This is a genomic window from Lactobacillus apis (assembly GCF_003150935.1).
Lineage (GTDB): Bacteria > Bacillota > Bacilli > Lactobacillales > Lactobacillaceae > Lactobacillus > Lactobacillus apis.
On record NZ_CP029476.1, the window covers coordinates 213,762 to 238,839 of the forward strand.

22 protein-coding genes, 1 pseudogene and 1 CRISPR repeat array are annotated in these 25,078 nt (G+C 35.7%); of the genes and pseudogenes, 18 read left to right on the forward strand and 5 right to left on the reverse strand.

Annotated elements, in window-relative coordinates; translation table 11 throughout:
* The first annotated feature begins 86 nt into the window (after positions 1–86).
* From DKL56_RS01010 to DKL56_RS01045, 8 genes are all read left to right on the forward strand, one after another.
* Positions 87–503 carry a PTS sugar transporter subunit IIA domain-containing protein gene (locus DKL56_RS01010; protein WP_109715087.1) on the forward strand — a complete coding sequence of 139 codons (417 nt, stop codon included), beginning with the start codon at positions 87–89 and terminating at the stop codon, positions 501–503.
* Between the two features lie 11 nt (positions 504–514).
* Positions 515–1,012 (forward strand): PTS sugar transporter subunit IIB, encoded by a 498-nt coding sequence (locus tag DKL56_RS01015; RefSeq protein WP_109715088.1) that lies wholly within the window; start codon positions 515–517, stop codon positions 1,010–1,012.
* 10 nt (positions 1,013–1,022) lie between these two features.
* Positions 1,023–1,847: a PTS mannose/fructose/sorbose/N-acetylgalactosamine transporter subunit IIC gene (locus tag DKL56_RS01020; protein ID WP_109715089.1), complete on the forward strand. Its 825-nt coding sequence runs from the start codon at positions 1,023–1,025 to the stop codon at positions 1,845–1,847.
* Positions 1,844–2,671 (forward strand): PTS system mannose/fructose/sorbose family transporter subunit IID, encoded by an 828-nt coding sequence (locus DKL56_RS01025; protein WP_109715090.1) that lies wholly within the window; start codon positions 1,844–1,846, stop codon positions 2,669–2,671. Before DKL56_RS01020 ends, DKL56_RS01025 begins: the two co-directional genes overlap by 4 nt.
* A gap of 1 nt (position 2,672) precedes the next feature.
* On the forward strand, positions 2,673–4,826 hold the full coding sequence (locus DKL56_RS01030) for a glucosidase family protein (protein WP_109715091.1): 2,154 nt from the start codon (positions 2,673–2,675) through the stop codon (positions 4,824–4,826).
* A 2-nt stretch (positions 4,827–4,828) separates the two neighbouring features.
* On the forward strand, positions 4,829–5,944 hold the full coding sequence (locus DKL56_RS01035; RefSeq protein ID WP_109715092.1) for a glycoside hydrolase family 172 protein: 1,116 nt from the start codon (positions 4,829–4,831) through the stop codon (positions 5,942–5,944).
* Between the two features lie 60 nt (positions 5,945–6,004).
* Positions 6,005–7,267, forward strand: a complete 1,263-nt coding sequence (gene rpoN / locus DKL56_RS01040; RefSeq protein ID WP_109715093.1) for an RNA polymerase factor sigma-54 — start codon at positions 6,005–6,007, stop codon at positions 7,265–7,267.
* 61 nt (positions 7,268–7,328) lie between these two features.
* On the forward strand, positions 7,329–7,565 hold the full coding sequence (locus tag DKL56_RS01045; RefSeq protein ID WP_109715094.1) for a hypothetical protein: 237 nt from the start codon (positions 7,329–7,331) through the stop codon (positions 7,563–7,565).
* A 109-nt stretch (positions 7,566–7,674) separates the two neighbouring features.
* On the opposite strand, the gene DKL56_RS01050 is transcribed toward DKL56_RS01045, so the two are convergent.
* On the reverse strand, positions 7,675–8,616 hold the full coding sequence (locus DKL56_RS01050) for an aldo/keto reductase (protein WP_109715095.1): 942 nt from the start codon (positions 8,614–8,616) through the stop codon (positions 7,675–7,677).
* A gap of 196 nt (positions 8,617–8,812) precedes the next feature.
* Here DKL56_RS01050 and DKL56_RS01055 point away from each other — a divergent pair, with 196 nt between their 5' ends.
* The 5 genes from DKL56_RS01055 to csn2 all read left to right on the forward strand — a co-directional run bounded on the left by DKL56_RS01055 (position 8,813) and on the right by csn2 (position 16,119).
* Complete coding sequence (locus DKL56_RS01055; RefSeq protein ID WP_109715096.1) at positions 8,813–9,718, forward strand: L-lactate dehydrogenase; 906 nt, start codon at positions 8,813–8,815, stop codon at positions 9,716–9,718.
* 119 nt (positions 9,719–9,837) lie between these two features.
* Positions 9,838–14,031, forward strand: coding sequence for a type II CRISPR RNA-guided endonuclease Cas9 (cas9, locus tag DKL56_RS01060; protein ID WP_109715097.1), 4,194 nt, complete (start codon positions 9,838–9,840; stop codon positions 14,029–14,031).
* Positions 14,032–14,257: 226 nt separating this feature from the next.
* Positions 14,258–15,172 (forward strand): type II CRISPR-associated endonuclease Cas1, encoded by a 915-nt coding sequence (cas1, locus tag DKL56_RS01065; RefSeq protein ID WP_109715098.1) that lies wholly within the window; start codon positions 14,258–14,260, stop codon positions 15,170–15,172.
* Positions 15,150–15,455 (forward strand): CRISPR-associated endonuclease Cas2, encoded by a 306-nt coding sequence (cas2, locus tag DKL56_RS01070; RefSeq protein WP_109715099.1) that lies wholly within the window; start codon positions 15,150–15,152, stop codon positions 15,453–15,455. The genes cas1 and cas2 overlap by 23 nt, the downstream gene beginning before the upstream one ends.
* Before the next feature lie 118 nt (positions 15,456–15,573).
* Positions 15,574–16,119 carry a type II-A CRISPR-associated protein Csn2 gene (csn2, locus tag DKL56_RS01075; protein WP_239440584.1) on the forward strand — a complete coding sequence of 182 codons (546 nt, stop codon included), beginning with the start codon at positions 15,574–15,576 and terminating at the stop codon, positions 16,117–16,119.
* 32 nt (positions 16,120–16,151) lie between these two features.
* Positions 16,152–16,518: a CRISPR direct-repeat array (repeat unit 37 nt; unit sequence GTTTTAGCTGGTTGTTAAATCAATGATGATTAGAACA).
* A 69-nt stretch (positions 16,519–16,587) separates the two neighbouring features.
* Here the strand turns inward: csn2 and DKL56_RS07960 are convergent.
* From DKL56_RS07960 to DKL56_RS01090, 3 genes and pseudogenes are all read right to left on the reverse strand, one after another.
* Positions 16,588–16,737, reverse strand: a pseudogene (locus DKL56_RS07960) (helix-turn-helix transcriptional regulator); the annotation flags it as partial.
* 318 nt (positions 16,738–17,055) lie between these two features.
* Positions 17,056–18,309, reverse strand: coding sequence for a glycosyltransferase family 2 protein (locus tag DKL56_RS01085; RefSeq protein ID WP_109715100.1), 1,254 nt, complete (start codon positions 18,307–18,309; stop codon positions 17,056–17,058).
* 218 nt (positions 18,310–18,527) lie between these two features.
* The gene (locus DKL56_RS01090; protein ID WP_109715101.1) at positions 18,528–19,442 is read right to left on the reverse strand and encodes a proline-specific peptidase family protein; all 915 of its coding nucleotides are present in this window, start codon (positions 19,440–19,442) and stop codon (positions 18,528–18,530) included.
* A 277-nt stretch (positions 19,443–19,719) separates the two neighbouring features.
* On the opposite strand from DKL56_RS01090, the gene DKL56_RS01095 reads away from it, so the two are divergent.
* The 5 genes from DKL56_RS01095 (at position 19,720) to DKL56_RS01115 (ending at position 23,605) form a co-directional block, all read left to right on the forward strand.
* Entirely contained in the window at positions 19,720–20,169 is a 450-nt protein-coding gene (locus DKL56_RS01095) for a DUF3290 family protein (RefSeq protein ID WP_109715102.1), read from the forward strand.
* A gap of 12 nt (positions 20,170–20,181) precedes the next feature.
* Positions 20,182–20,817, forward strand: a complete 636-nt coding sequence (locus tag DKL56_RS01100; RefSeq protein ID WP_101138703.1) for a DUF421 domain-containing protein — start codon at positions 20,182–20,184, stop codon at positions 20,815–20,817.
* A 13-nt stretch (positions 20,818–20,830) separates the two neighbouring features.
* A complete protein-coding gene (locus tag DKL56_RS01105) occupies positions 20,831–21,655 on the forward strand; it encodes a Sir2 family NAD-dependent protein deacetylase (RefSeq protein ID WP_109715103.1) in 825 nt (274 codons plus the stop codon).
* Between the two features lie 9 nt (positions 21,656–21,664).
* Positions 21,665–22,618 carry an exonuclease domain-containing protein gene (locus tag DKL56_RS01110; RefSeq protein ID WP_109715104.1) on the forward strand — a complete coding sequence of 318 codons (954 nt, stop codon included), beginning with the start codon at positions 21,665–21,667 and terminating at the stop codon, positions 22,616–22,618.
* 99 nt (positions 22,619–22,717) lie between these two features.
* Positions 22,718–23,605, forward strand: coding sequence for a DNA/RNA non-specific endonuclease (locus DKL56_RS01115; protein WP_109715105.1), 888 nt, complete (start codon positions 22,718–22,720; stop codon positions 23,603–23,605).
* Positions 23,606–23,844: 239 nt separating this feature from the next.
* On the opposite strand, the gene DKL56_RS01120 is transcribed toward DKL56_RS01115, so the two are convergent.
* Entirely contained in the window at positions 23,845–24,669 is an 825-nt protein-coding gene (locus DKL56_RS01120) for a helix-turn-helix domain-containing protein (RefSeq protein ID WP_109715106.1), read from the reverse strand.
* Positions 24,670–25,078 lie beyond the last annotated feature (409 nt).

Here is a 25,078-nt window from a genome sequence, read left to right on the forward strand (position 1 = left end):
TTTTTTGTGTTGCTATTTCAAGCTTTGTTTAACCTGGCATAGATCTTGCTAAAAGAAAAGTAAACAGGAAATAAAGGAGGGACAAGATGACTGATATATTGATTGCAAGTCACGGGCATTTAGCCAGTGGTCTGAAAAGCTCAGTTGATATCTTAACTGGCATGGGAGACAAAATCCAAGTGATAGACGCTTATGTAGACAAAACTGATTATACAAGTAAAATCACCGACTTTATTAAAGGCGCCCAACGCCCAGCCGTGATTTTCACAGATTTAAAGGGTGGTAGCGTTAATCAAAAAGTGGTTTTAGAAGCAGCTAAGGAAAAAGATATTTTTATAGTTACTCAAACTAATCTAGCAATTGTAATGGCAGTTTTTCTTGATAGTGAAGAGCTGACAGAAGAACATTTAGAAGAATTGATTGGCCAAAGTCAGGTTGAACTTTTTAAGTTGGAAAAAGAACAAAAGAATGTAGAAGATCAGAAATCTGATTTTTTTGAATAAGGAGTTAAGAAATGATTGCAGCTTTACGTGTAGATGAAAGACTAATTCATGGACAAGTCTCAATGTCCTGGAGCAAGGCGCTGAGACTGAATGGAATTGTTGTTGCTAACGACAAGGCAGCAGCTGATGATATGCAAAAAATGATGTTAAAAATGGCGGCACCGTCTGATATTAAAACAATTGTTTTATCAGTTGATAATGCAGCTGAGTTATTGAATGATGCTCGCTCTAAAGACATGCGCCTTCTAGTGATTACAACTACGGTTAAAGACGCACTGACAGTAGCAGATCATATTAATGAAAAGCCAGATCAGGTCATTATTGGTAATGCTGGAAAAATGAATGCTGAAGGAGATGAAATAACTTTAACCAAAGAAGTTAGGCTGTCACCAGCAGAAATCGAAAATCTAAGGAAGTTAGTAGATGAATTCCCAGATACATATTTCCAAGGTACTCCTAATATGGAAAAACATACGGGAAAAGAAATTTTGAAGAAAATCAAGGAATAGGGGATAGAAAATGTTTTATGACGCATTAATGACCGCGATTGCTGTATTTATTGGTACAGCTGGTCACGAGTTTTTCGGTAACGCGATGTTGAGTCGACCAATTGTTGTAGCTCCACTTTTGGGCTTTTTATTGGGTGACGTTCATACAGGTCTTATGGTCGGAGCATCAGTTGAAACTATTTTTATGGGAGTAGTTAATATTGGTATTTCCAGTACAGCAGAGCCTGCTTTGGCAGCAGCCTTAGCAACTGTTTTCACCATCCAGTCAGGTAACATGGGAGCAAATATTACGTTGGCATTCCCGCTCGCCGTTTTGGGTCTACAATTTTTGAACATGATTCTTTCATTTGTGATTGGGCCTTTTGCACCGCTGTTTGATAAGTTTGCTAAAAAAGGTGAAGACAAGAAAATGGTTGGACTTCACTTTGGACTATGGGTTCTTCACTATGGCCTATATGCAATGATTCCATTTTTTGCCGTTTTATTCGGTTCAAAGGCTGTACAGATTGCTCTCCAAGCAATTCCAAAGACAATCATGAATGGTCTAACTGTTGCAGGTAATTTGTTACCAGCCGTTGGAATGGCCATGTTACTGCTGCTTCTATGGGACAATAAATTGGCACAATATTACTTCTTGGGCGTAGTTTTAATGGCTTACCTAAAATTACCATTGATGGCTATTGCCGTACTCGCAGCTATTGTCGCTGTTGTTGTCGCTGAACGTGATATGAGTGAAATGAAAATTATGAAGAATAAGCCAGCTGCTGCAGCTGAAGCTAAGCAAACGGATGAAAAAGCGACCATTAGTCAAGAAGAGGAGGATTTCTTCGCATGAAACTAACACAAAATTTATCCAAAGATGAAAAGAAAATGATCCGCAGCATGTTCTGGCGGTCATCAACAATGTATATTTCCGTTAACCCAGTGCTAATGGGTGGTGGTGGCTTCTGTTTTTCACTAATGCCATTCATCAATAAATTCTACAAAAACAATGAGGAAGGTAGACGAAAAGCTCTAGAACGAGAAACTTCTTACTTCAGTACAACAGTTCCGATGTCGACTTTTGTTATGGGAATTGCTGCTTCAATGGAAAAAGAAAATAGTCAAGAACCGGATTTTAATGCGGACTCAATTAATGCAGTTAAAACTAGTTTAATGGGACCTTTGGCTGGTATTGGTGATTCTTTATTCTGGGGAGTCTGGCGTGCAGTGTGTGCAGCATTAGCAATTAACTTCGCACGTAATGACAATTTTTTGGCTCCAATTATCTTCTTGGTAATGTTTAACATCCCTAACTATGTTATTCGTTATTATGGTGGTTTTTTGGGATATTCACTTGGATCAAGTTATGTTAAGAAACTTTACGAAAATGGGCTAATGAATGTTCTGACCAAAGCAGCAAGTATCTTAGGGCTTGTGATGGTTGGTGCTATGACTGTGCAAATGGTCATTTTTAAGACAACGATTAAATGGACAATGGGCGGAAAAACAATTATGAATGTCCAATCCGTTCTTGATCAAATTTTTGAAGGTCTTTTACCCGTAGCAATTACTTTAGTTTGCTACAAACTGTTAAAGGACAAGAAGATTGGCGTAATTACATTGATATTTGCAATTGTTATTCTGTCTGTATTGGCTTCACTGATTGGTATTGTTTAAGATGAAAGAAGAACTTGGATTTATTTTTGAAACTGGCTGGCAAACTAAAAAGAATCAGTTTTATAATGTCACTACTAATAACGACAGCCAAATAACTACTAACCAAAAGAGTTATTATGGTCATTTATTTCCTGCTACAGACTTTTCGGTTGAAGTCAGTAATCAAAAAATGCAAGCTAGTATAAGCGAAAAGGGACTTATAAAAGCAATTAGCTTTTTTAGAGATGCATATTTTACGGAAGATAAGCCTGGTACTTGGGTCTCAAATGGATTTGTTCAAGAGGCAAATATCAGCACAGAAATCGAAGTAAATGGGCATGCAACTCCGCTAGATAAAGAAGACCATCAAATTGAATACGATTTGTTGTTTAAGCTGATACCTCGTTTTATTCATCGCTACTCTGATTTCACAGTTTTGCAATTGTTTTTACCAATTTATCTGGAATCAGGAGAATCGGTCAGTGGGTTAATTGAACTCTGTGCCATAAGAAATGACTCTTCGAAGGATGTAAAGCTGATTTTTCCTAAATGCTATCACTTGAAATATTCTGATCGTCATAATGTTGAATTTAACTATGCTAATAATCAGCGTGTAATGGATGATCAAGCAGGCTGGGCTACTTTAACTGATCCTAACGCAGCTTTTAATGTGACAGATGAAGAAATGAACAAAATAATAATTTCTTCTTATAATTATCTTATTGGAAAATACGGTCAGCTAGAAATACCGACTAATCCAGAATTAGCTACTTTGATTACACGTAAAGCAGCTAATGCGCTGAATAGTATTTCAGAAAGCACAAATGGGAAAGTGGTAGGTGCTAATTGGGGTTCAAGTCCAGTTGTTGATCGAACGTGGCTTCGTGACATGTTTTATGCTAGTTTGCCAGCAATATATTTTGACCATGAACTAGCTAAAAAGGTAATTCTTTGGTTTGTTCAATATGAAATAAAACCAAAGGGTGGAAAATTTAATGGTGGAATCCAACATTCAGTTGAAAATTCTTTGAATAGCGCGATTTTATTAACACTATATCTTACTGAAACTAACGACGTTGAATTTCTTAAGCAAAACCTTCAAATGTGGGAACATATTTTATATGTTGTAAATTACCTAATTGCACGTCGCGATTCCAAATTTGGCTTGATAAAATCACAATGGATATCAGACGGTATTGCGCTAGGGGAATTTCACACTGGTACACAAATCACCTTTTGGACAGCTGTAAATGGCATTGGTAAAATCTACCGTGAAGTTTTAAATCAACCAGATGAAGCAAAGCGTTATGAAGAAATTGCTGATGAACTAAAGAAACAAATTCTAGAATATTGTTTAATTGAAAACAATCAAGGACGAAAACGATTCATAGAAGGCGTTAATCCTGAAAATGGAGAATTAGCGACAGACTTAAAGCAATATCAAACTGATATTGTAGATCAAGGTCTAGACTTTTTAACTAGAGTTATTAAAGAAGACAAGATCACTTTAGAATTTCATGATGGCGAAGAATCTGATACAACACTTGCCCCATTTTATGGCTTTAATGATGTATTGGAAGGCTATTATTTGGAAACACTCCAATTTGCTAGTAGCTCAGATAATCCTACATACAGCAAGCTAAGTAAGGGAATATCGTGGGGTGATCAGTCCGAAGCAACCTTTCCCGGCTACATCACTTTGTTAATGGGTACTGTCAATGACCATTCAAAATTTATGGAAAAGATTGACATATTAGAGAAGTTAACCGACTTAGATGGTAGCTGGTGGTGGTGGCCATATGAAGTAGGAAGCAGTGGAGATAATGTCATGCGATTTAACCACTGCGGTAAATGTGGCTGGAGTGATGGCTCATTCAGTGTTTTAATGATTAAAAACGTTTTAGGTATAGAATTTGATGCACAAAAAGACCTATTGAAGATTAGGCCGTTAACAGTTATACCTAGTTTTAACTGGAATGATTTTCCTCTGACTGATAACTTAAAAGTAAATCTTAGTTATCAAAGTGAGAGTGGACAACAAAAATTAATAGCTAACTTGCATGGCGCAGAGCAGAGAAAAGTTACACTAGAATTTAAGCCACAAGGTTGGTCAACTGGGATAAGTAAAGATTTAACTTCTGATACTAAGGTTCGATTTGAAAAGGAGAGAAATTAGGGATGTTCAATAATCTGACAGAGTTTTCTTCATTTAAGACTAGAGCAATAACTCCAGAAAACCCTACTGGACAAAAAGGCAAAGCAGCAATGACTGCGAGTGATCTAGGTCCTTCGCGAAAAGGGAAGGCAAGTATTACTTTACCTAAGAGTGAAGAAGTGACAATTGCTGACATTAAGGGGCCTGGCACCATTAAACATCTTTGGTTTACAATTCGTGATCATACTGAAAAAGGTAGCTTTGTGATGCGTAATACAATATTACGGATTTATTGGGACGGCAGTAATGTACCGGCAGTTAACTGCCCACTAGGTGATTTTTTCTGTAATGGTTTTGGGGAACGCTATGATGTTAATTCGATTCCAATTGTAGTTGCTCCAACTGGTGGAATGAATTCTTATTTTGAAATGCCTTTTAAAAAGGGTGCAAAAATCACTATAACTAACCTATTTCGAGAAGATATTCGTTCATTCTTTTACACAATAAATTATGAACTCCATGAAGAATCCGATGTAGAAAACAAATTGTATTTCCATGCTTATTGGAATAGGCAGCGCCAAACAGAGCTACAAGAAGATTATGTTCTCCTACCCAAATTAAATGATCATGGCTATTATGTAGGTACATTTATTGGCTTAACAGCATTAGAAAGATATTGGTGGGGTGAAGGTGAATTCAAATTTTATCTTGATGGTGACAATGAGTATCCAACAGTAACATCCACTGGAATGGAAGATTATTTTGGTGGTGCTTGGGCATTTCATAAGTATCATGAAGATGGAACTACATATCCTGCTACCTTCTGTACACCTTATCTCGGCTTCCCTTATCATAGTAATGTAGATCATTCACGTGAGCACTTTAGCACAGGCAAGCCAAATTCACCGCATGCGTTTGGCAATGACGGATTACCTCAGAATGCCCTATATCGATGGCACTTGGTTGATCCAATTGAATTTGAGAAAGACATTCAAGTATCTTTACAGCAAATAGGAAATGATGACGTTGGATTATTTGAACGTAGTGATGATCTTTCATCCGTTTCATACTGGTATGGTGGTAAGGCAGAAGGAATAGAAGCAAGTTTACCTACTTTAGAAAGCTTGCGTCCACGCTAAAATACCAATTATTATAACTCGACTATCTGTTATAATATTAATAATAAAGGAGAAAAGCCGATGACACGATTGCAAAAAATGGTCTTAAAACCGAAAGAGCAGTTAGTTACGCGGCTTTTTTTGTCGCCTAAACTTCAGCAAAACCTAACTGTTCTGTCTTATAGCACCTATGATTTGGTTAGTGCAATGAAGGAGTTAAGCGAAAGCAATCCCTTTGTTACATTGGCTGAACCTAAGAGTGAAACTCATAGCTTGGAATGGATTGGTGATACTGAAAGTGAAAGCTTGCCCGATCATCTTTTATTACAGGTAAGGATGAGTGACTGGAGTAGTAGGGAAAAGAGTGCTGTTAAGTTACTAATTTATAATTTGGATGATGATGGATACCTGCGCGTCAAATTAAATGAACTTGCTCAAGCATCAGAATTTTCACTTGCAGATTTGGAGCAAGCAAAAGTACTATTACAAAGTTTAGATCCATGTGGGATTGGTGCAAGTAGTCTAAATGAATGCCTGTTAATTCAAGCTCGTCAAAAAGAGAACTTTGATGAAACTGCAATGCAAATTTTACTTTCTGACAGTTTGGAATTACTTGCGGATCCACAAAAATGGGAGCAGTCAGATTTTTCGACTAGTCAATTAACTCAGGCACTAGCTAACATTCAGACACTAGATCCGATACCAGCAAGTGAATATGTGACTGAGCAAAACGTTCAATATTTGCTACCTGATTTGATTTTTAAAGTTGATGATGGACGCCTAACAATTGAAACAGCGAAGTCGCAAATTCCCGAATTACTATTTGATGAAAAAACTTACAAGGAATTAAAAACACAATCTGATCAAGGTAAATATTTTTCGCAACAACGTCAAGATTATTTAGAAATGAAAAATGCAATAGACCAGCGGCAACAAACTATCCTTCGCTTGGGAAAATATGCTGGTGAATATCAAAGAGCATTTTTAACTACAATGCAAACGCAGGAATTAAAACCTTTAGGCTTAAAGGATGCGGCTAATGCATTGAACTTAGCTCCAAGTACGATTAGTAGGGCAATAAAGGACAAGTACATCCAGTGTCAGAATAAAATTTTTAGTTTAAAAATTCTATTTCCACGCAAAGTTACGACCGATTTATCTCAGGCACGAATTGAGTATGATTTGCAAAAGTTAATTGATCAAGAAAGTTCTCAGCAGCCATTAAGTGATCAGCAATTAGTTGAACATTTTGCGGATCACGGTGTTACTTTGAGTAGGAGGGTAATCGCGAAATATCGTAAAAAACTAAATATTCCCAATAGCTATCAGCGCAAAAGAGACTGACAAAAGTAAAAGTTTTTCTGACTTCTATTTATTAATTGTTTAGAATATAAAGCTTCTGATATTGCACGCTGGTGCAAAATATGGAGAGCTAGAAACACTTGTCACGTATAATACTCCACAAAAAATGGCACAAGAAGCCTTTCAACAATTTGTTTATAAAGACGCTCAGGCAAATTTTGCCCATAGAGATGATTTAAAAAGCCGCTCTCTTAAAACCATTGGAATTGGTTTAGCTGTTACATACTATAATGGATATGATTCAAACGGTGTAACGTTCATTGTAAGTACAAATCTTTAGAATATATTCTAATCATTATATCAATAAAAAGCCTAGACAACAGTCTAGGCTTTTTATATTTAGTTAGCTTTCCTTTACAAATGCTAGAGTATTATTTCTAGATGGAAATTTAAGGCAAGTCATTGCCAGCAGCAAGGTAAATATCATACCATTCTTGAGCTGTTAGAGAGATGTCTGCACCTTTAGCACTGTCAACAATGTGTTCTGGTGTCATGGTTCCAATGATTACCTGGCCAATTGCTGGGTGACGTAGTATCCAGGCGGCTGCAATTGCGTTTTTAGAAACGCCCTTTTTGTCCGCTAGTTTCTGTAATACATCGTTAACTTCTGGGAACATAGGGTTGCCGATAAAGTTACCTTCAATTTGACCATATTGGAATGGTGACCAAGCTTGAACAGTCATATTGTGTAAGCGTGAATAGTCTAAGACACCGCGGTCGTGGTCAATGCTGCGAGCATCAGTCATATTAGTGTGGATGTTAAAGTCAATTGGGCCAGTGTGCATGACGCTCAGTTGCAATTGATTAATCAGCAATTTTTGACTCAATCCAGCCTGCAATAGTTCGACTTGCATTGGGTTAAAGTTGGACACGCCAAAATGACGCACCTTACCATCTTTTTGCAGTTCATCAAACGCAGCCGCAATTTCGGCAGGATCCATCAAAGCATCTGGACGATGCAAAAGTAGGCTGTCTAAATAGTCAATTTTCATGCGAGAAAGAATGCCATCAACACTTTTAATGATATGTTCTTTTGAAAAATCATAGCGAGTTGTCTTGTAGTTTTGCGATTCATCCTCAAAAATTCCGGTTTTTGATTGAATGTAAAAATCATCACGACTAAGTGAGGACTTTTCCAAAGCTTCGCCAAAAATTTCTTCTGATTTGCCATGACCATATATGTCTGAAGAATCAATAAAGTTAATTCCTGTGTCATGAGCGGTTTCTAATGCTTTAACAGCTTCATTAACTGACAGCTTGTTCATCCGCATTATCCCAAATGCGATTGCAGAAGCACTAAAGTTAGTGTTACCAATTTTTATTTGTCTCATAATGTACCTCCTAATGCTTAGTATAATTCATGAAAGATAAAAAGGGTTAAAATCATTTTTTGATTTTTGTTGAAACTTCATTAGTAATCTAATTATTTTTTAAATTTAAGTTCATCTTTAATGGAAAACAGCTATAATAAAAGATAACAAATTTTTTAGATAAAACCTTAAATTACTTTCTAGGAGGACAAATATCATGAGTAATAAGATCGGTATCATAGGTGATGGTCATGTTGGTAGCACAGTAGCACATCAATTACTTATTTCAGGTTTGGTTGATGACTTAGTTTTAATTGATGTAAATGAGGCAAAAGTCACTGCGGATGAGCTTGATTTCCAAGATGCAATGGCTAACTTGAAGCATCACACCAACATTGTAATTAATGACTATTCTGCCTTAAAAGATGCCGATATTATTATTAGTGCTTTTGGTAACATTAGCTTAGAAGCTGGTGGAGAGCGTTTTGCGGAATTAAACTACAACAGAGAACGAATTGGGAATATTGCAGCTTCAATCAAAAAGAGTGGTTTTGATGGCATTTTGGTCGCAATTACCAATCCTGTTGATGCAATTACTAATATGTATCAAGAATTGACTGGTTTACCTAAAAAGCATGTCATTGGAACGGGTACACTTCTCGATACCTCAAGAATGAAAAGAGCTGTTGGCTCGCGTTTGAACGTTGATCCTCGTTCAGTTGAAGGCTTTAACTTAGGTGAACACGGCAACTCGCAATTTACTGCTTGGTCAACTGTTAAAGTTTTGGAGCAACCAATTACGGAGTTGGTTAAAGACAAGCCGTGGAAGCTTGAAGACCTAAATGATGAAATTAAGTTTGGCGGTCAAACTGTTTATAAGGGTAAGCAATACACCAATTATGGGATTGCAGCAGCAGTTACTAGATTAGTTGAAACAATTGAAAGTGACGCACGCACAGAGCTTCCAGTTTCAAATTACCAGGAGAAATACGGTACTTACTTATCATACCCAGCAATCGTTGGTAGGGATGGCATAGTTCAACAAGTCCAATTGGCTTTAACTGATGAAGAAGAAAAACTGCTGGCAAAATCGGCAGAAACAATTAAAGAAAAATCGAAATAAGTACTTTTGCTAAATGATGGCTAGTTAAGCCATCATTTTTCGTATACTAAAAAAGTAGAGATTATATTTCTTTTTAAGTGTATGATTATAGTAATTAAAAAGTCATTAGGAGAAGGAAAATGAGTCAAAAAAAGGATGACTATATATTAGGTCTCGATATCGGGACAAACTCATGTGGTTGGGCTGCAGCCGACAAGAAAAATAATCTTTTAAAGTTACGTGGTAAAACCGCTATCGGTTCACATTTATTTGAAGAAGGACATTCAGCCGCAGATCGTCGCGGCTTTAGAACTACACGCCGTCGCCTTAAGCGAAGAAAATGGCGTTTAGGATTGCTAGAAGAGATTTTTGCAGAGCCAATGGCTGAAGTTGATCCAGCATTTTTTGTTCGTCTTCATCAATCATGGGTTTCCCCCCTTGATAAAGACCGGCAAAAATACGCCGCAATTGTTTTTCCAACTGCCAAAGAAGATGCAAAGTTTTACCAGAAACATCCGACGATTAAATATCCGACGATTTATCATCTGCGTCAAGCCTTAATGACAGAAAACCGCAAATTTGATTTACGTGAGATTTTCTTGGCGATGCACCACATTGTTAAATACCGTGGCAATTTTTTGCAGGATACTCCTGTAAAAAGCTTTGAAGCTTCTAAAATAGATGTAGCGTCAGTATTAAATTCGATTAATGAGGCTTTTAATAATAAAGCTGATGAAGACTGCGAAAAGCTGGAGTTAAACTTAAAAAATGCACATGCTGTTGAAGAGGTAATAAGGGGTAAGGATCCAGACAAAACGACTTATAAAAAGGATAAAGTCAAAAAAATCGCGTTATTGTTACCAACCTCTACCGATAAAAGCGCAAAAAAAGTAGCTAAACAGATTGCTAATGCCATTATGGGTTATAAAACACAATTTGAAACTATCTTGGCTAAAGAAATTGATAAAAGCAATAAAGCAAGATGGGAATTTAAACTTAGTGATGCGGATGCAGACGACAAATTGGATGCGTTATTGTCAGAACTAAATGAAGATGACCAAACTATTATTGCGGAAATTAAGAAGCTATTTAGTTCAATTATATTGAGTACTATTGTTGATGAAGGTGAGAGTTTATCTGCATCAATGGTAAACAAGTACAAAAAGCATGGAGATCATTATGAATTACTAAAAGCAGTGATTAATGGTCAAGCAGATCGTCAGAAGGCTAAAACATTACGGCTTGGTTATGACTTGTATGTTAATAATCGTCATGGTCACTTATTAGAGGCTAAGGCTAAATTTGGTCAAGATGGTGCTTTAACTAAAGAAGATTTTTATAAAGTAGTTAAAGAAAATCTTGATGATTCCAAGGCAGCTAGTCAAATTTTACAAGAAATTGAAGCTGATAGTTTTATGCCTAAGCAGCGCACTAACAGTAACGGCGTTATCCCATTTCAGCTGCATCAAATTGAGTTAGATAAGATTATTGATAACCAAAGTCAGTACTATCCGTTTCTAGCTACTGAGAATCCTGTTGAAGAGCATCGAAAGCAGGCGCCATACAAATTAGATGAACTAGTTAGATTTAGAGTACCGTATTATGTTGGCCCGATGGTTACTGCACAGGATCAAGAGAAAACTTCTGGTAAGAATTTTGCCTGGATGGTAAGAAAAGAACCTGGACAAATTACGCCTTGGAATTTTGAGCAAAAAATAGATCGACAAGAATCAGCTAACCGTTTTATTAAGCGAATGACTATTAAAGACACCTATCTTTTAGGTGAAGACGTTTTACCTTCAAATAGTTTACTTTATCAACGATTTGAAGTCTTAAATGAGTTAAATAATCTTAGAATTAATGGAAAGAAAATAAGCGTAAGTCTTAAGCAAGATATTTTTAACAACTTATTTAAGGAGAAAAAAACCGTTACAGCTAAAATGCTAGTCAACTACTTGAAGCAAAATGAAAAACTGTTAAATGTGGAAATAAAAGGTTTAGCAGATCCGACAAAGTTTAATTCTAGCTTGTCTAGTTACTACCACTTAAAGAACTTACATGTATTTCAAAGCCAATTGGACGATCCTAAATATAACGCGGACTTTGAGAAGATAATTGAATATTCTTCGATCTTTGAAGATAAAAAGATATTTCAAGAAAAATTACGTGAGATTAATTGGTTATCTCAAGATCAATTTAAGGCGTTATCAACTTGGCGCTTGCAGGGCTGGGGTAGACTTTCGAAAAAGCTGTTAGTTGGTTTACATGATCAAAATGGCCAAAATGTTATGGAACAGCTTTGGGATAGTCAAAAGAACTTTATGCAAATTATCACCGAACCAGACTTTAAGGATGCTATAGAAAAAGAAAATCAGAGTATCACAGAGAAAAACGGTGTAGAAGAAATTCTGGCTGACGCTTACACTTCTCCTGCCAATAAAAAAGCAATCAGACAGGTAGTTAAAGTGGTCGAAGATGTTGTTAAAGCTGCAGGAAAGGCTCCGTCTCAATTTGCAATTGAATTTACTCGCAGCCCAGACCAGAATCCTAAATTGTCACAAATCAGGGGTAACCAGCTATTAAAGATGTATCAGGACACTGCTAAAGACCTTGTTGATCAGGATTTAACTAATAATCTAAAAAATGCAATGACCAGTCGAAAGCTTTTGCAAGATAAGTATTTTCTATATTTTATGCAAGCAGGACGTGATGCATATACAGGTAAAAAAATCAATATTGACGAAATATCTTTTGGCTATCAAATTGATCATATTTTGCCACAGTCATTTGTTAAAGACGATTCATTAGACAATCGTGTATTAACAGCAACACCATTAAATGCAGAAAAGTCAGACGACGTTCCTTACAAAAGATTCGCAAATAACCAAGTTTCTGACTTGCAAATTACGGTTGGTGAGATGTGGAAGAGGTGGCGAAAAGCTGGCATTATAAGCAAGTATAAGTTGAATAATTTATTATTAAATCCTGATAGCTTAACCAAGTATCAAAAGGCTGGATTTATTAATAGACAACTAGTAGAAACTAGCCAAATCGTCAAGTTGGTATCAGTTATTTTACAAAATAAATATCCTGACTCTGAGATTATTACGGTTAAAGCTGGAGACAATTCGGCTTTGCGTAAGCGGCTAGGCCTTTACAAGAGCCGTGAAGTTAACGACTATCATCACGCGATTGATGCTTACTTGTCAATTATCTGCGGTAACTTTTTATATCAGGTTTATCCTAAGTACCGCCCATTTTTTGTCTATGGGAAGTATAAAAAGTTTAGTCAAAATCCTGATTTGCAAAAAGAAGTTATTGATCACTTTAAAGGGTTTACATTTATGTGGCCAATACTACAAAAGGATAATAAGCAGCGTAAAGCTCCAGAAGAAATTTTAGAGAATAATAGTAATAGAGTGGTCTTTCTTAAACATCCCGATATTTTTGATAAACTACGTAAGGTTTATAACTACAAGTATATGTTGGTTTCGCGCGAAACTACTACTGAAAATAGTGGACTCTTTAATATGACTGTTTATCCACGGGGGGAGCGCGATACAGCAAAGACCCGAAAGTTGATTCCTAAAGGTAAAGACCTTGATACGGCAATTTATGGTGGCTATAGTGGAAATGCGGATGCTTATCTAGTAATTGTTAAAATTGAACAATCTAAAGGGGACACTTATAGAGTAGTAGGCGTTCCAATGCGGTTCTTAGCTAAATTACAACAAGCTAAGAGACAGGGTAATTATAATGATAAGCTACACCAAGTTCTCGAGCAATTAATTATGTTTGATAAAAATGGGAAACCCAAACGAGGCATTAAAGGATTCAGAATAATAAAAGACCACGTTCACTTTAAGCAAGTTATAGTAGATGGTGATAAAAAGTTCATGCTTAATTCAGTTAGCTACCAAGTTAATGCGAAACAACTTACCTTGTCACAAGAGACTATGAGGACAGTCACTGATAATATGGATCTAAAAGAAGATAATGAAGATCAACGCTTAGTGAGTGCTTATGACGAGATTTTGTCGAAGGTTGATGCATATTTGCCATTATTTGATACAAATAACTTTAGAGCAGGGTTACATGAAGGTAGAGCAAAATTTATTAACTTGACAGCTAAAGATAAGAAGCAAACTCTAAGTAATATTTTAAATGGTCTACATGATAACCCGGTTGCTTCCGATTTGAAGAACTTAGGAATTAAAACACAATTCGGAAAAATGCAATCACCAAGTGGAATAACTTTATCGTCTAATGCTATATTAATTTTTCAGTCGCCAACTGGCTTGTTTGAAAAAAGAGTAAAAATAACAGATTTGTAGAGCAAAATAGAGAGCCGATGAAATCTGGCTCTCTATTTTTATGTACAAAAAAACCTCCGCTATAGAGCTGAGGCAGGACGGTAATAATACCGCGTTGAAACTTCATATCTTAAATGATATGTCGTTTGATTTTAAATCTGGTTGTTAAATCAATAATGATTAGTTGCTGGGAGCTACCCAACAATTTTATTTTAACATTTATTTTAGAAAATACAAGGAGAATTTTATGGGATGGAGATCAGTCATTATCACACAACATGCCAAGCTAACCTACTCAATGAATATGATGATTGTGCAAACGCGTGATGGCATTAACCAAATTCCAATTGAAGATATTAATCTGTTACTTGTTTCAACAACGCAGGCAGTGATTACCAGTGCATTAATTAGTAAATTGGCTCAAAATCAAACTAAAGTAGTTTTTGTTGATGAAAAGTTTAATCCTGTTACCGAAACGGTTGATTATTACCCTGGGGCACGTAATGCTAATAAACTAAAACTACAGTTTAATTGGCATCAAAGTCAAAAAGAATTATTGTGGACTAAAATTGTTAGCACCAAAATTAAAAATCAAATTGCTGTTTTGAGCAATTATCATTTAAAGACAGATACTGTTCAAGCTGAGTTAGATAAGTTGGAACTAAATGACGTGACCAATCGCGAGGCAAGTTCTGCACGTAAATATTTCATGCTTTTATTTAATAAAGACTTTGTTAGACGAGATACTAGTGCGGTAAACGCGGCTTTAGATTATGGTTATGCTATTTTACTTTCAAGTTTTACACGGGAAATTGCTGTAAATGGTTACCTGTCTTACTTTGGCATTCATCATTGCTCAAATGAGAATCAATTTAATTTAGCTTCAGACTTAATGGAACCTTTTCGTCTGTTTGTCGATTACTGGGTAAAGGCACACGAAAAGATTCAGGAATTAACGCCAGATATAAAATATGGTTTAGTAGAACTTTTAAGTTTAGAAATTATTTTTAATGGTAAAAAAATGATTCTAACTAATGCAATTACAACATATGTAAGAGAATGTTTGAAGTTTCTAAGTAATAATGAAAATAATGCCTTACCAGAAATGGAGATGAGTTTAACTAATGAGGTACCGAATAATGCGCTTAATGATAATGTTTGACTTACCAACTGAAACTGCTCAAGAAAGAAAAGAGTACCGTCAGTTTCGTAAGAAGCTAATTAATGAAGGTTTCGTAATGGTACAGTTTTCTGTTTATGTAAGAGTTTGTTTAACTAGACAGACTGCAAAATTCTTAGAAAAGCGGGTTGAAAATTTCTTGCCTCATGGTGGGCTGGTTCAATCACTAATGGTAACAGAGAAACAATATAATGATATGCGTTTCTTAGTTGGAAAGCCCGTCGAAGACGTACGCAATACTTCTGATCGGACGGTGATTCTATGATTCTGTCATATTTGACACACAAAAAGTGGACTTTACCAGATTCAGGAGTAACAGTTATTACTTTACAAAGTCCAATTGCATATCGTGATTTAGTTCAGGATTTAAAGGAGAAAACAATTTGCTGCTTTGTAGCGATGGAGACTTTAATTCTCTTGAAATAACTAAAACTTTTGATTTTGTGGGAGATCCATTGCTCAGTGAGAACATTTCAAAAAGATATTTAACTTTTGTAGTTAATAATTATGTAAAGACTATAGACGAAGAAAACAGAAATAAAGTCTTTAAAGCTTATTACAACCTAGAGACCGTATTGCATGATTCACTTTTACTAGAAGATCTTCCTATAGACATTGACTTTAACGAAGATTTGAAAAAGCTATTAAAGTTGTTGGAAATTCATTTTGATAGGAGTATATTAACTAATCCATATGCTATAATAGAAACTGTTCTAAAAATTCATCAAAATTATGATTTGGGGACAATTCCTGTATTTTGTAATGTAGCGCATTATTTTGATGAGCAGGAGTGGCAAGAGGTAGCTAATCTTGCTATGGAAGTCAATTCAAGTGTGATTTTTCTTGAATTTACTAATCCTCAAAATTTGAAAATATCTAAAAACATTACTTGTTATTATGTAGATCAAGATCTAGTCGATTGGTACTAACTGCTATATTAAAATTTGATGATAAAAAATCGGTTTTAGCTGGTTGTTAAATCAATGATGATTAGAACACAGTAATGGTCTATTTAAACTTCTATCATGTTTTAGCTGGTTGTTAAATCAATGATGATTAGAACAAAAGGTCTTAATAAGGTTCTTGACGCACTGTTTTAGCTGGTTGTTAAATCAATGATGATTAGAACATGTTGATTTTGATAGAGCCTTAATTAAGGGTTTTAGCTGGTTGTTAAATCAATGATGATTAGAACACTACAGAGAGTGCTAAAAAAAGCGCTAAAGTTTTAGATGGTTGTTAAATCAATGATGATTAGAACTTTACAACGTAAACGTTGTAGCACCAGATAGTTTTAGATGGTTGTTAAATCAATGATGATTAGAACGTTCAAATTTGAATCGCTGCAACCGTCCCTGTTTTAGATGGTTGTTAAATCAATGCGATTAGGGCTGTTTTTATTGATATTTGTCAAGATCTAAATCAAATAGTGTTTCAATATCTGTATTAAAATACTTTGCTAATTTGTATGCAATGTTAATGGTTACATTGGTTTTAGACTTATTACTTTCTATCTTTCTAATATAAGCTACTGATACACCAGTTACTGTGGCTAAATTTTCCGGCTAAATGTCTAAATTCTGCTAATCTGTTGTGCATTATTACGCTCCCTAAGTGGTTTTTTGTTGGGTTCAGTATATATATACTATTTTATATGGAAGTCAAGCTTGCGGCGCTCTGTTAATATACTGATAGCTAGTGCTGTGCTTTCATGTATTTAAGGTTTTAGGTAGCTGTTAAATAGACGATAATTAGAAACAAAAAGCCTCTTTCTCCAATTAATTGAATTAATCCATGACATAGTATAATTACATAAAGAAAAAACGCGCCAGATAGAGCGCGCTTTTATTTTGCTAAAATAAAGTCTAAGTATGACTAGTTTTGGTCCAAGAATTATTGCCGATTAATTCTCTACCAATTGATCGGTAGGGGATAAATGATAATAACCAGCGGTAAACACCAAAACTAAAAATGATTCTTAAAATCTCAATTGGGTTGTTAACGGTACTAAAACCAGTTTCAAACCACTGTTTTTTAATCATTAAACCATTAATAGTGTATTCAGTTAATAACAGAGTCAGGATAATCGCTAAGCTTGCCCCCAAATTGAATCTGGCATAAGCAATCAACGTTATAACAGACACGATTGATGATGGAACCACGATAACTGATATATAAGGCACTAATAAAAATAATAGGATAAAGGCCTTAACTCCAGCTGACATCCGGTCAGATTTGATAATTTTTCCACCATAGATTTTTAGGCATTGCAGACCACCTTGACACCATCTTGTGCGTTGCCGGATTAGCTTGCCAAGATTAGTGATACCTTCTTGTCTAATTGCAACGGTATTTAAGAAGGTGCCATAATAACCTCTTAACAGTCCTTTTAGTGAAAACTCACAATCTTCAAGTAGAGAAGAGGACCAACCAACTTTTTCCGCCATGGTTAATGTAACAAATTGTCCATTACCAGATGCGAGAGCGGTGCCCCAATTAGTACGAGCCATTTGCAACAAGCCATTGTAAACGGATAATTCAAAGTTTTGCATAATCGTCAGATTGTCGACGGTGTTATAGACATCTACGCGTGTTTGAACCAAGTCATAATTAGAATTTTCAAAGGTATTAACTACTTGGTGTAAATAGTTACTATCAAAATGACTATCTGCATCAATAATTCCAACTAACGTTTGTTTTACAGGAAAATTCATTTTAAGCAGATGATTAATTGCGTCCTGCAGGGCCGGTCCTTTGCCTTGCTGTGCATTAGGCTTAACGCGATGAATAATGTAGAGATTTTTAGGGTTAGATTGTGACCACTCATCTAGCAATTCTGTAGTGCCATCGCTCGAAGCATCGTCTATAAAAACTAGTTTTAAGTCAATAAAGTCTTTGCATTTATCGTGTAATGTAAGCAATCCTAGCATATCTCGCTTCAATGTCGAATATTCATTCATTGCAGGGATTAAAAGAAGCAATGTATTGAATTTACGCTGAAAGCGAGGATATTTTTCTTGCTTAATATGTTGACTAAATGTTAAGTAAAGGCTAAAACACAAGTCGAAAATAAAGGCACACCCACTGATGATAAGCATAGCCGCTATAAAATACCTCATTTTATCAGCTCCTTGTTATTTAACAGTTACTATTTTTCATGTTCATCTTACCACCATTATTAAGAAATCAGTAAGAAAATGACTTATTAGTTAAGACTAAATTATTATATGAAAATATGTAGTGAACATAACATGTCATTTACTAACTAAAAATAACAAAAAGCAAGTAGAATACTACTTGCTTTTACTAATGTTAAATTTAATTGGGCTAAAATCAGTTATTTACCTTTAAAAGTGCCGTTTTCTACTTCACGAATAAAATCAGCCAAATGCTTGTAATAAACATCTGGATTATCAACCATGTGGTGATGTCCACCATCTGGAGTTGTTACTAGACGTGAGTTTGGAATCTCTTTTTGCATAGTTTTAGCAGTTGAGATTGGCATTGTTTCTTCTTCGCCAAAAGTTAATAAGGTTGGGACAGTGATCTTCTTCAATTGGTCTCTAAAGTGCCAGTCCTTTAATTTACCAGTGATAACAAACTCATTGTCACCTTGAAAAGCATTATATACTGCGCTTCCGCCAATATCATTTAAGTGGTAGAGCTTAGAAGGCTGCTTACGATCAACAAAATTGATGTTTAAAATGTCGACGTCTTCTTGATAACGAGCGTTGTCGTAGTCATTTTTTTCTTCACATTCGTGCATGAAGTCAATTTCAGTTTGTGGCAAAACTTGTTGGCGGCGGCGGTTAACAGAAGCAACGTATTCATCGATTTCGTCAACCATAGAAGAAATAATTGCGCCTTTTAAGTGATTGCCGTATTTGACAGCATATTCTTGAACAAGAAGACCGCCCCAACTTTGGCCGATTAGATAAAAGTTGTCTAAGCCGAGCTTTTCACGTACTTCATCAACTTCGTCTAAGAAATATTCATAAGTCAGGTATTTTTTAGCGATTTCGGGATCGGAATAGTCAGGTTGATCTGAATAAAGTGATCCTAGTTGGTCATACATTGTTACTTGAACGTCTAAACCTTGTTTTTTAAGTTGATCAGCAGTATCTTCCCAATATTCATGGTTACCGCCAGGGCCGCCGTGCAAGCAAAGTAAATGAATGTCTCCTTGCCCTTGGGTATTAGTCCAAAGATGGTAACCGTTGTCTAAAGTAATAATTTTGGATCCAGTTTTCATATTTTTCTCCTTACTTTTTATTAATCAATCTCTATTTTAGCCTATAACGAGTTAAAGCAAAACAGGACAAAAAGAAATAGAGTATGCTTTTGGAGCTAAATTTACCTAGCAAGCTTGAATCAATCACTTCTGATGAGTCTTTGCTATACTTAAATTAGGTGGCTTTAGGTGCTCAGCTAGCTAGTAAAAAGCTGATTATAAAGCCATAAATGAAGTTATAGCGCAACTACTTGCCGGCTTTTGGGTAGCTGCTATTTTTAAAAAAGGTGGGAATGTTATGACTTTTTATACACTTAAGTATATTGAGCAGAATCAAAATACTAACAAAACAATTTTGTATATTCTAATTGCAGTTGCGGCGGTTGCTATGATTGCTTTTACCGTCCTCTATTTGCGACACCGGTTTAACACACGCTATCGTGATTTAGGTATTATCGCGTTATTGTTCTTGCTGTTATTTGGTGGCACACAATATGAAAAATATGTTCAAACCAACCTGGTTAAGTCTCAATCAGAGCAAATTACACCGTTTATTAAGTCTGTCGCCAAGGATTTTGGGGTACCTAATAGTGATGTTTTGGTGAGTTCGACGACACTTCAAGACGGCTTGATAGTACGGATCAACTCAAAAGATATTGATTATCAGTTAGAACTAAATGATGACAATAACACTTATTCTTTGAAACAAGCGCATGTAATTAATCATCAAGTTGATATAAAGAATTAGGAGGAGATTGAGATGGACTATACGCAGCTCTTTATTAAATTCGTTTTAGGTGTGTTGACTTTAATTTTTCAAATAAATGTTTTTGGTAAAACCAATATTGCTCCAACCACAGCTCTTGATCAACTCCAGAACTATGTTCTTGGTGGGATTATCGGTGGTGTAATCTATAATTCCAGTATTTCAGTTTTACAGTTTTTACTAGTACTAATTGTTTGGACACTGGTGGTCTTTATTTTGAAGTTTGCGCGTGAGCACAGTAATTTTATTCGCAGTTTAATTGATGGTAAGCCAATTCAGATCATCAAGGATGGGCAAGTTTTAGTAAAAAACTGCTTAAAAGCTGGTATTTCTGCCAATGAGTTAATGTTTAAATTGCGTAGCCAGGGAATCTATTCTGTTGATAAAGTAAAGAATTGTATTTTTGAAAAGAATGGGCAATTGACTGTAATTAAAACAGATGAGAAAAATGTTCGTTTTCCTTTAATAAATGATGGTCAAATCAATCAAGATGTGCTTGAATCTATTGATGAGGATGAAAACTGGCTGAAAGAAGAAGTGAAAAAAGCCGGTTTTAATGATCCTAGTGATATCTTTTTAGCTGATTTTGAAGATGGTCATGTTTCTTTCACGGGGTATGACCGAAAATAAGAAAGAGTAATTAATGGAAAATCTGAATAAAGCACAGCAATTGCTTAACGATGCGGATGTTGTGATTGTCACTGCAGGCAATAAAATGGCAAAAAATGAAGGACTTGATTTACTGGGAACAGAAAATTTTGAGCAAGATTTTCCGGAAGTTGCTAGTAAATATCATGTGAATTCAATTGGGGATGCTCTTGATCACAAGTTTGATTCCTGGGCTGAACAATGGTTATTTTGGAGTCAATTAATTGAAAAATATTCACTTAATTATGTTCCAAGTCCAGCAATGAAAAAACTGCGTGAATTAATTGGCGAAAAAAAGTTTTTTATTGCTACCTCAACTTTTGGACATTTTTTTGAACAAGCTGATTTCAATAAAAATCGAATCTTCAATGCGTTTGGTGACTGGATGATGATGCAATGCTCAAGTGGCGTTAATCATGGTGCTAAAAGTGACCAAGAAGTTGTCCGGCAAATATTGACAGCCCACCAAAGTGAGCAAGACATAACTAAGCTAGTTCCGAAATGTGAGCAGTGTGGTCAACCAATGGAGATTCACATGCCGTTAAACGAACACTTTTACCCAGATACAGACGCTAATACCCGTTTTCGCTGGTTTTTAACTGGGAACGAAGAGGAAAAAGTGGTCTTTTTGGAGCTCGGTGTTGATGAAACAAGCCCTCAATTATTTGAGCCAATCATCAGATTAGTTCAACAATTCCCACAATGGACTTATGTAGCGGCAGATTATCAACAAGAAATGTTACCACTGGACATTCAAGATAGAAGTGCAGCCGTAAATGCGGATACTGCAAGTTTATTGCAGGCTTTAGTTACAGATTAGGAAGATTGCATGAGTATTTATGTCAAAAATGGCGTTTTGCACGTCTCGGGTTCTCAGGATAAATTGCGTGCGAAAGGTGAAGAAAAACCAAGCTTTATTTCTGATTACACAATGCTTGATATTGAAACAACTGGACTTAATCCCTATCGTGACCATGTGACTGAGCTGGGTGCGGTCAAGGTGCGCAATAACGAAATTGTTGCAGAATTTAGTAAGCTAGTCGTTTATCCAAGATCAAATAAGGTTCCTGCCTTTATAACTAAATTAAACGGGATTACTACCGAGCTTTTACTTAGCGAGGGTGTGCCTGTTAAAGAAGCGATGACTGAATTTCGCGAATTTATTGGTGACGACATTATTATTGGCTATAACGTTAACTTTGACTTGAACTTTTTATATGATTTGACGGAAAAATTCCATCTGCCAGCATTGAATAATGATTATGTTGATGTTTTGCGACTTGCACGTGCGTATTATCCGTTCCAGCATAATCGATTGCTAGACTGTATTCAACGTGCTGGGATTGCAGAGGAAGAGCAGCATCACGGCTTGGCTGATTCAATCGATACCAAAAAGGTTTACGATGATTTTCGCGATCATTTTACCGATGAACTTTTGGCAGAGGCGCAAGGCAAAATCAAAAACGTAGACTTACTTGAAGCAGAACTTGAGGCCTGGGAACTAGGCTTTCGCAATCCGATTAGTAACAAGCTAATCACATTTGCAGATGGAATTGGCATGGATAATGATGAAGCAGCTTTAATGGTTAATAACATGGGTGGCCAAGCCCAAACCATTGTTACTCCGGAAACCAATTATTTGATTATTGATGATGATCACTTTTTCAGTAAAAACAATGAGGCATGGCAGAAAGCTCAGGAATACAATAAGAATGGTAGTAAGATTAAGCGACTATCCGAAAGCTACTTCTTAAATATGCTTGATGAATGGGCTAGATCTTAAAAAGCAAAGAGAGCAATCTTTGCTTTTTTATTTACCTTTGTTGCAAACAGCAGTTCGATTGGCTATACTTAGTTATTATTTAAGTAAGGGACTGACTAAATGGCTCGCAAGCGAAGACGGCAAAGCAGAAAAACTAGTGGTAGTGATTTTTGGGCAATTGTCATTATCATTCTTTTTTTGTTGTGGTTTGTTTCAACCAAAGGTGGCTCAGATCCTAGCGGACACCAAACAATCGAACGTATCGGACGCAATGAACCAGCTAAGAAAAACAAAATTGATCAGGCTAAACCAGCTGCCAAAGTATATGGTGGGTTATCACAGGAAGATTACGCTAAATTAGCTAAGCTTGATTTTAAAAGTGGCAATGAAGCCTACATTACAGTGAATAATGATAAGTCGACGCTAATTAAAAATGCATGGCGCGTTAACCGCGTTATTTATGCAAACTTAGATAGTTTAAATCGGACTTCTCGCTCGAACACTGCCTTTTTGGAAAAAAGAAATGTTGCTAATGATAGTTTACGAGTTCAGCAATATGTTCAACCGACAGCTTGGCACTACAATCGGCGTAATGGGACGCAAATTTATAACCGTGGGCACCTAATTGCGTATTCTGTTTCCGCAGGAATTGATCAAGCGGGTAATTTTAATCCACGTAATCTTTCCGGCGATCAGAATAATCCTAAAAATTTATTTACGCAGTCGGCTTATTCAAACCAAAGGGTTCAAACTATTTTTGAAAGTAGGGTGCGAAAAGCACTAAGAGAAAATAAGCGAGTTATCTATCAGGCTACGCCAATATTTCGTGGCGAGGAGCTAATGGCACGAGGAATCAACCTGCAGGCTGTTTCGACTGACGGTACACTTGACTTTAATGTTTATTTATTCAACGTTCAACCTGGTTTTTCGTTCAATTATCAAAATGGACGTGCTAAGGTTAACCGCGAAATACAAGTTAAAAATGAAAATCAAAAAGCTTACTACTAATTATGTAGTAAGCTTTTTTCGCGCAAAATGTGAAATAATGGAACATTTTTAAATGGTAGTGATTCACCCTCTTAGAATTTAGAGTAAAGGAGGATGATTAGCTAGGCAGTGTGAAAGTCAGATAAATTAAAGTCGGCTTTCTTAAATATAATTCTATTTTGTAAAAACAATAAAAATATACCCTTCTAGAGACTGCTTAAATAAATTAGCGGTCTTTAGTCTTGTCTGTTGTAATCGCGTTAAGACAAGCGGGAATCAAACTGCTCAATTTCATCTTTCAATCCATTGTAGACATCGTCTGCTTCAATCTCTTTAAGCACTTTTAAACAATAATGTGCTTCTTTTTTATCTTTTTGGCAAATTGCGAGTCGCCCCTTAGCCATTAGTAATTTATCATAGCGAAAGGTTGCTTTAGCCAAGGTAATTGCTTTAACTAATATCATTGCAGCATCATCAAAGTTCTGTCTGTTCATCAATATGGCTGCTTTGTTAAGAACAAAATTGGTTTCTAGCGATTTTAAAAATGGATATTTTTCTTCAATCGTTTTAATAGCACGATTTGAAATACCAATCATTGTGTCATCGTCAAAAACAAAGAAAATCATGTTAAGTAAATAGAGATCAAGAACATTCCAGTTGTCAGTTTTGGACACCTGGGTTTTCCAAAGTGGTATGACTAAGCTACGTGCTTCGCGTAAGCTGCTTGCATTAAATGCTTTTAGAATGACTTTGATTTTTTGAATCTCCTGATCATTAGGAAATTGCTCACAGCGGTTAAGCAAAGAAGCTATTTTATTAACTTCAGAATTATAGGCAATATTGAAAAGATCAAAAATAATTTGTTCTTTGGCATTAAATTGATAATCGTTTCTTATGTAATCAAATTCAATTTGGGTGATGCCCAATCGTTTGATCAATTTTGTTGCATTTTCATAAGAAGGTTCTTCAAATGAATTTTCGATTTTAGAGAGCGTGGTTCGATTAATTAAAGAGCCAGCTAACTCAGATTGGGTAATACCGCGCGCCGTTCTGATCTCTTTTATTGTTTCTCCGAAAGATTTCACTGCAAGTTACCCCTTTCAATGGCTTATCTGAATAAGGTTAATGTGAAATAAGCCAACAATTCACTAAACTAATCTTTAGTTAGTACTATTATTTAATTGTAAGGGATATATTATCATCACTTTATGAATAAATGATGAATATATGTATTCTTTAAAACTTATAGGTTTCACAGAAAGAAGGGGAAAAATGATTTCTAACTTTATTTTCTTATTTGGCTGCTTAGCAGCACTATTCTAAAGTAATGATGCCGAATTGAGTAAGTTAAACTTCATTTAATAGTTCATACTAATTAAATTGCAAATGCAAAATTATATTTTCAATAGCATTGTAGACAAGCAGATTATTTTGTAGTTATTAGTAAGCTATAGAATGAAATATTGTAGTGGGTTTATTGAGTGCATTTTTTAA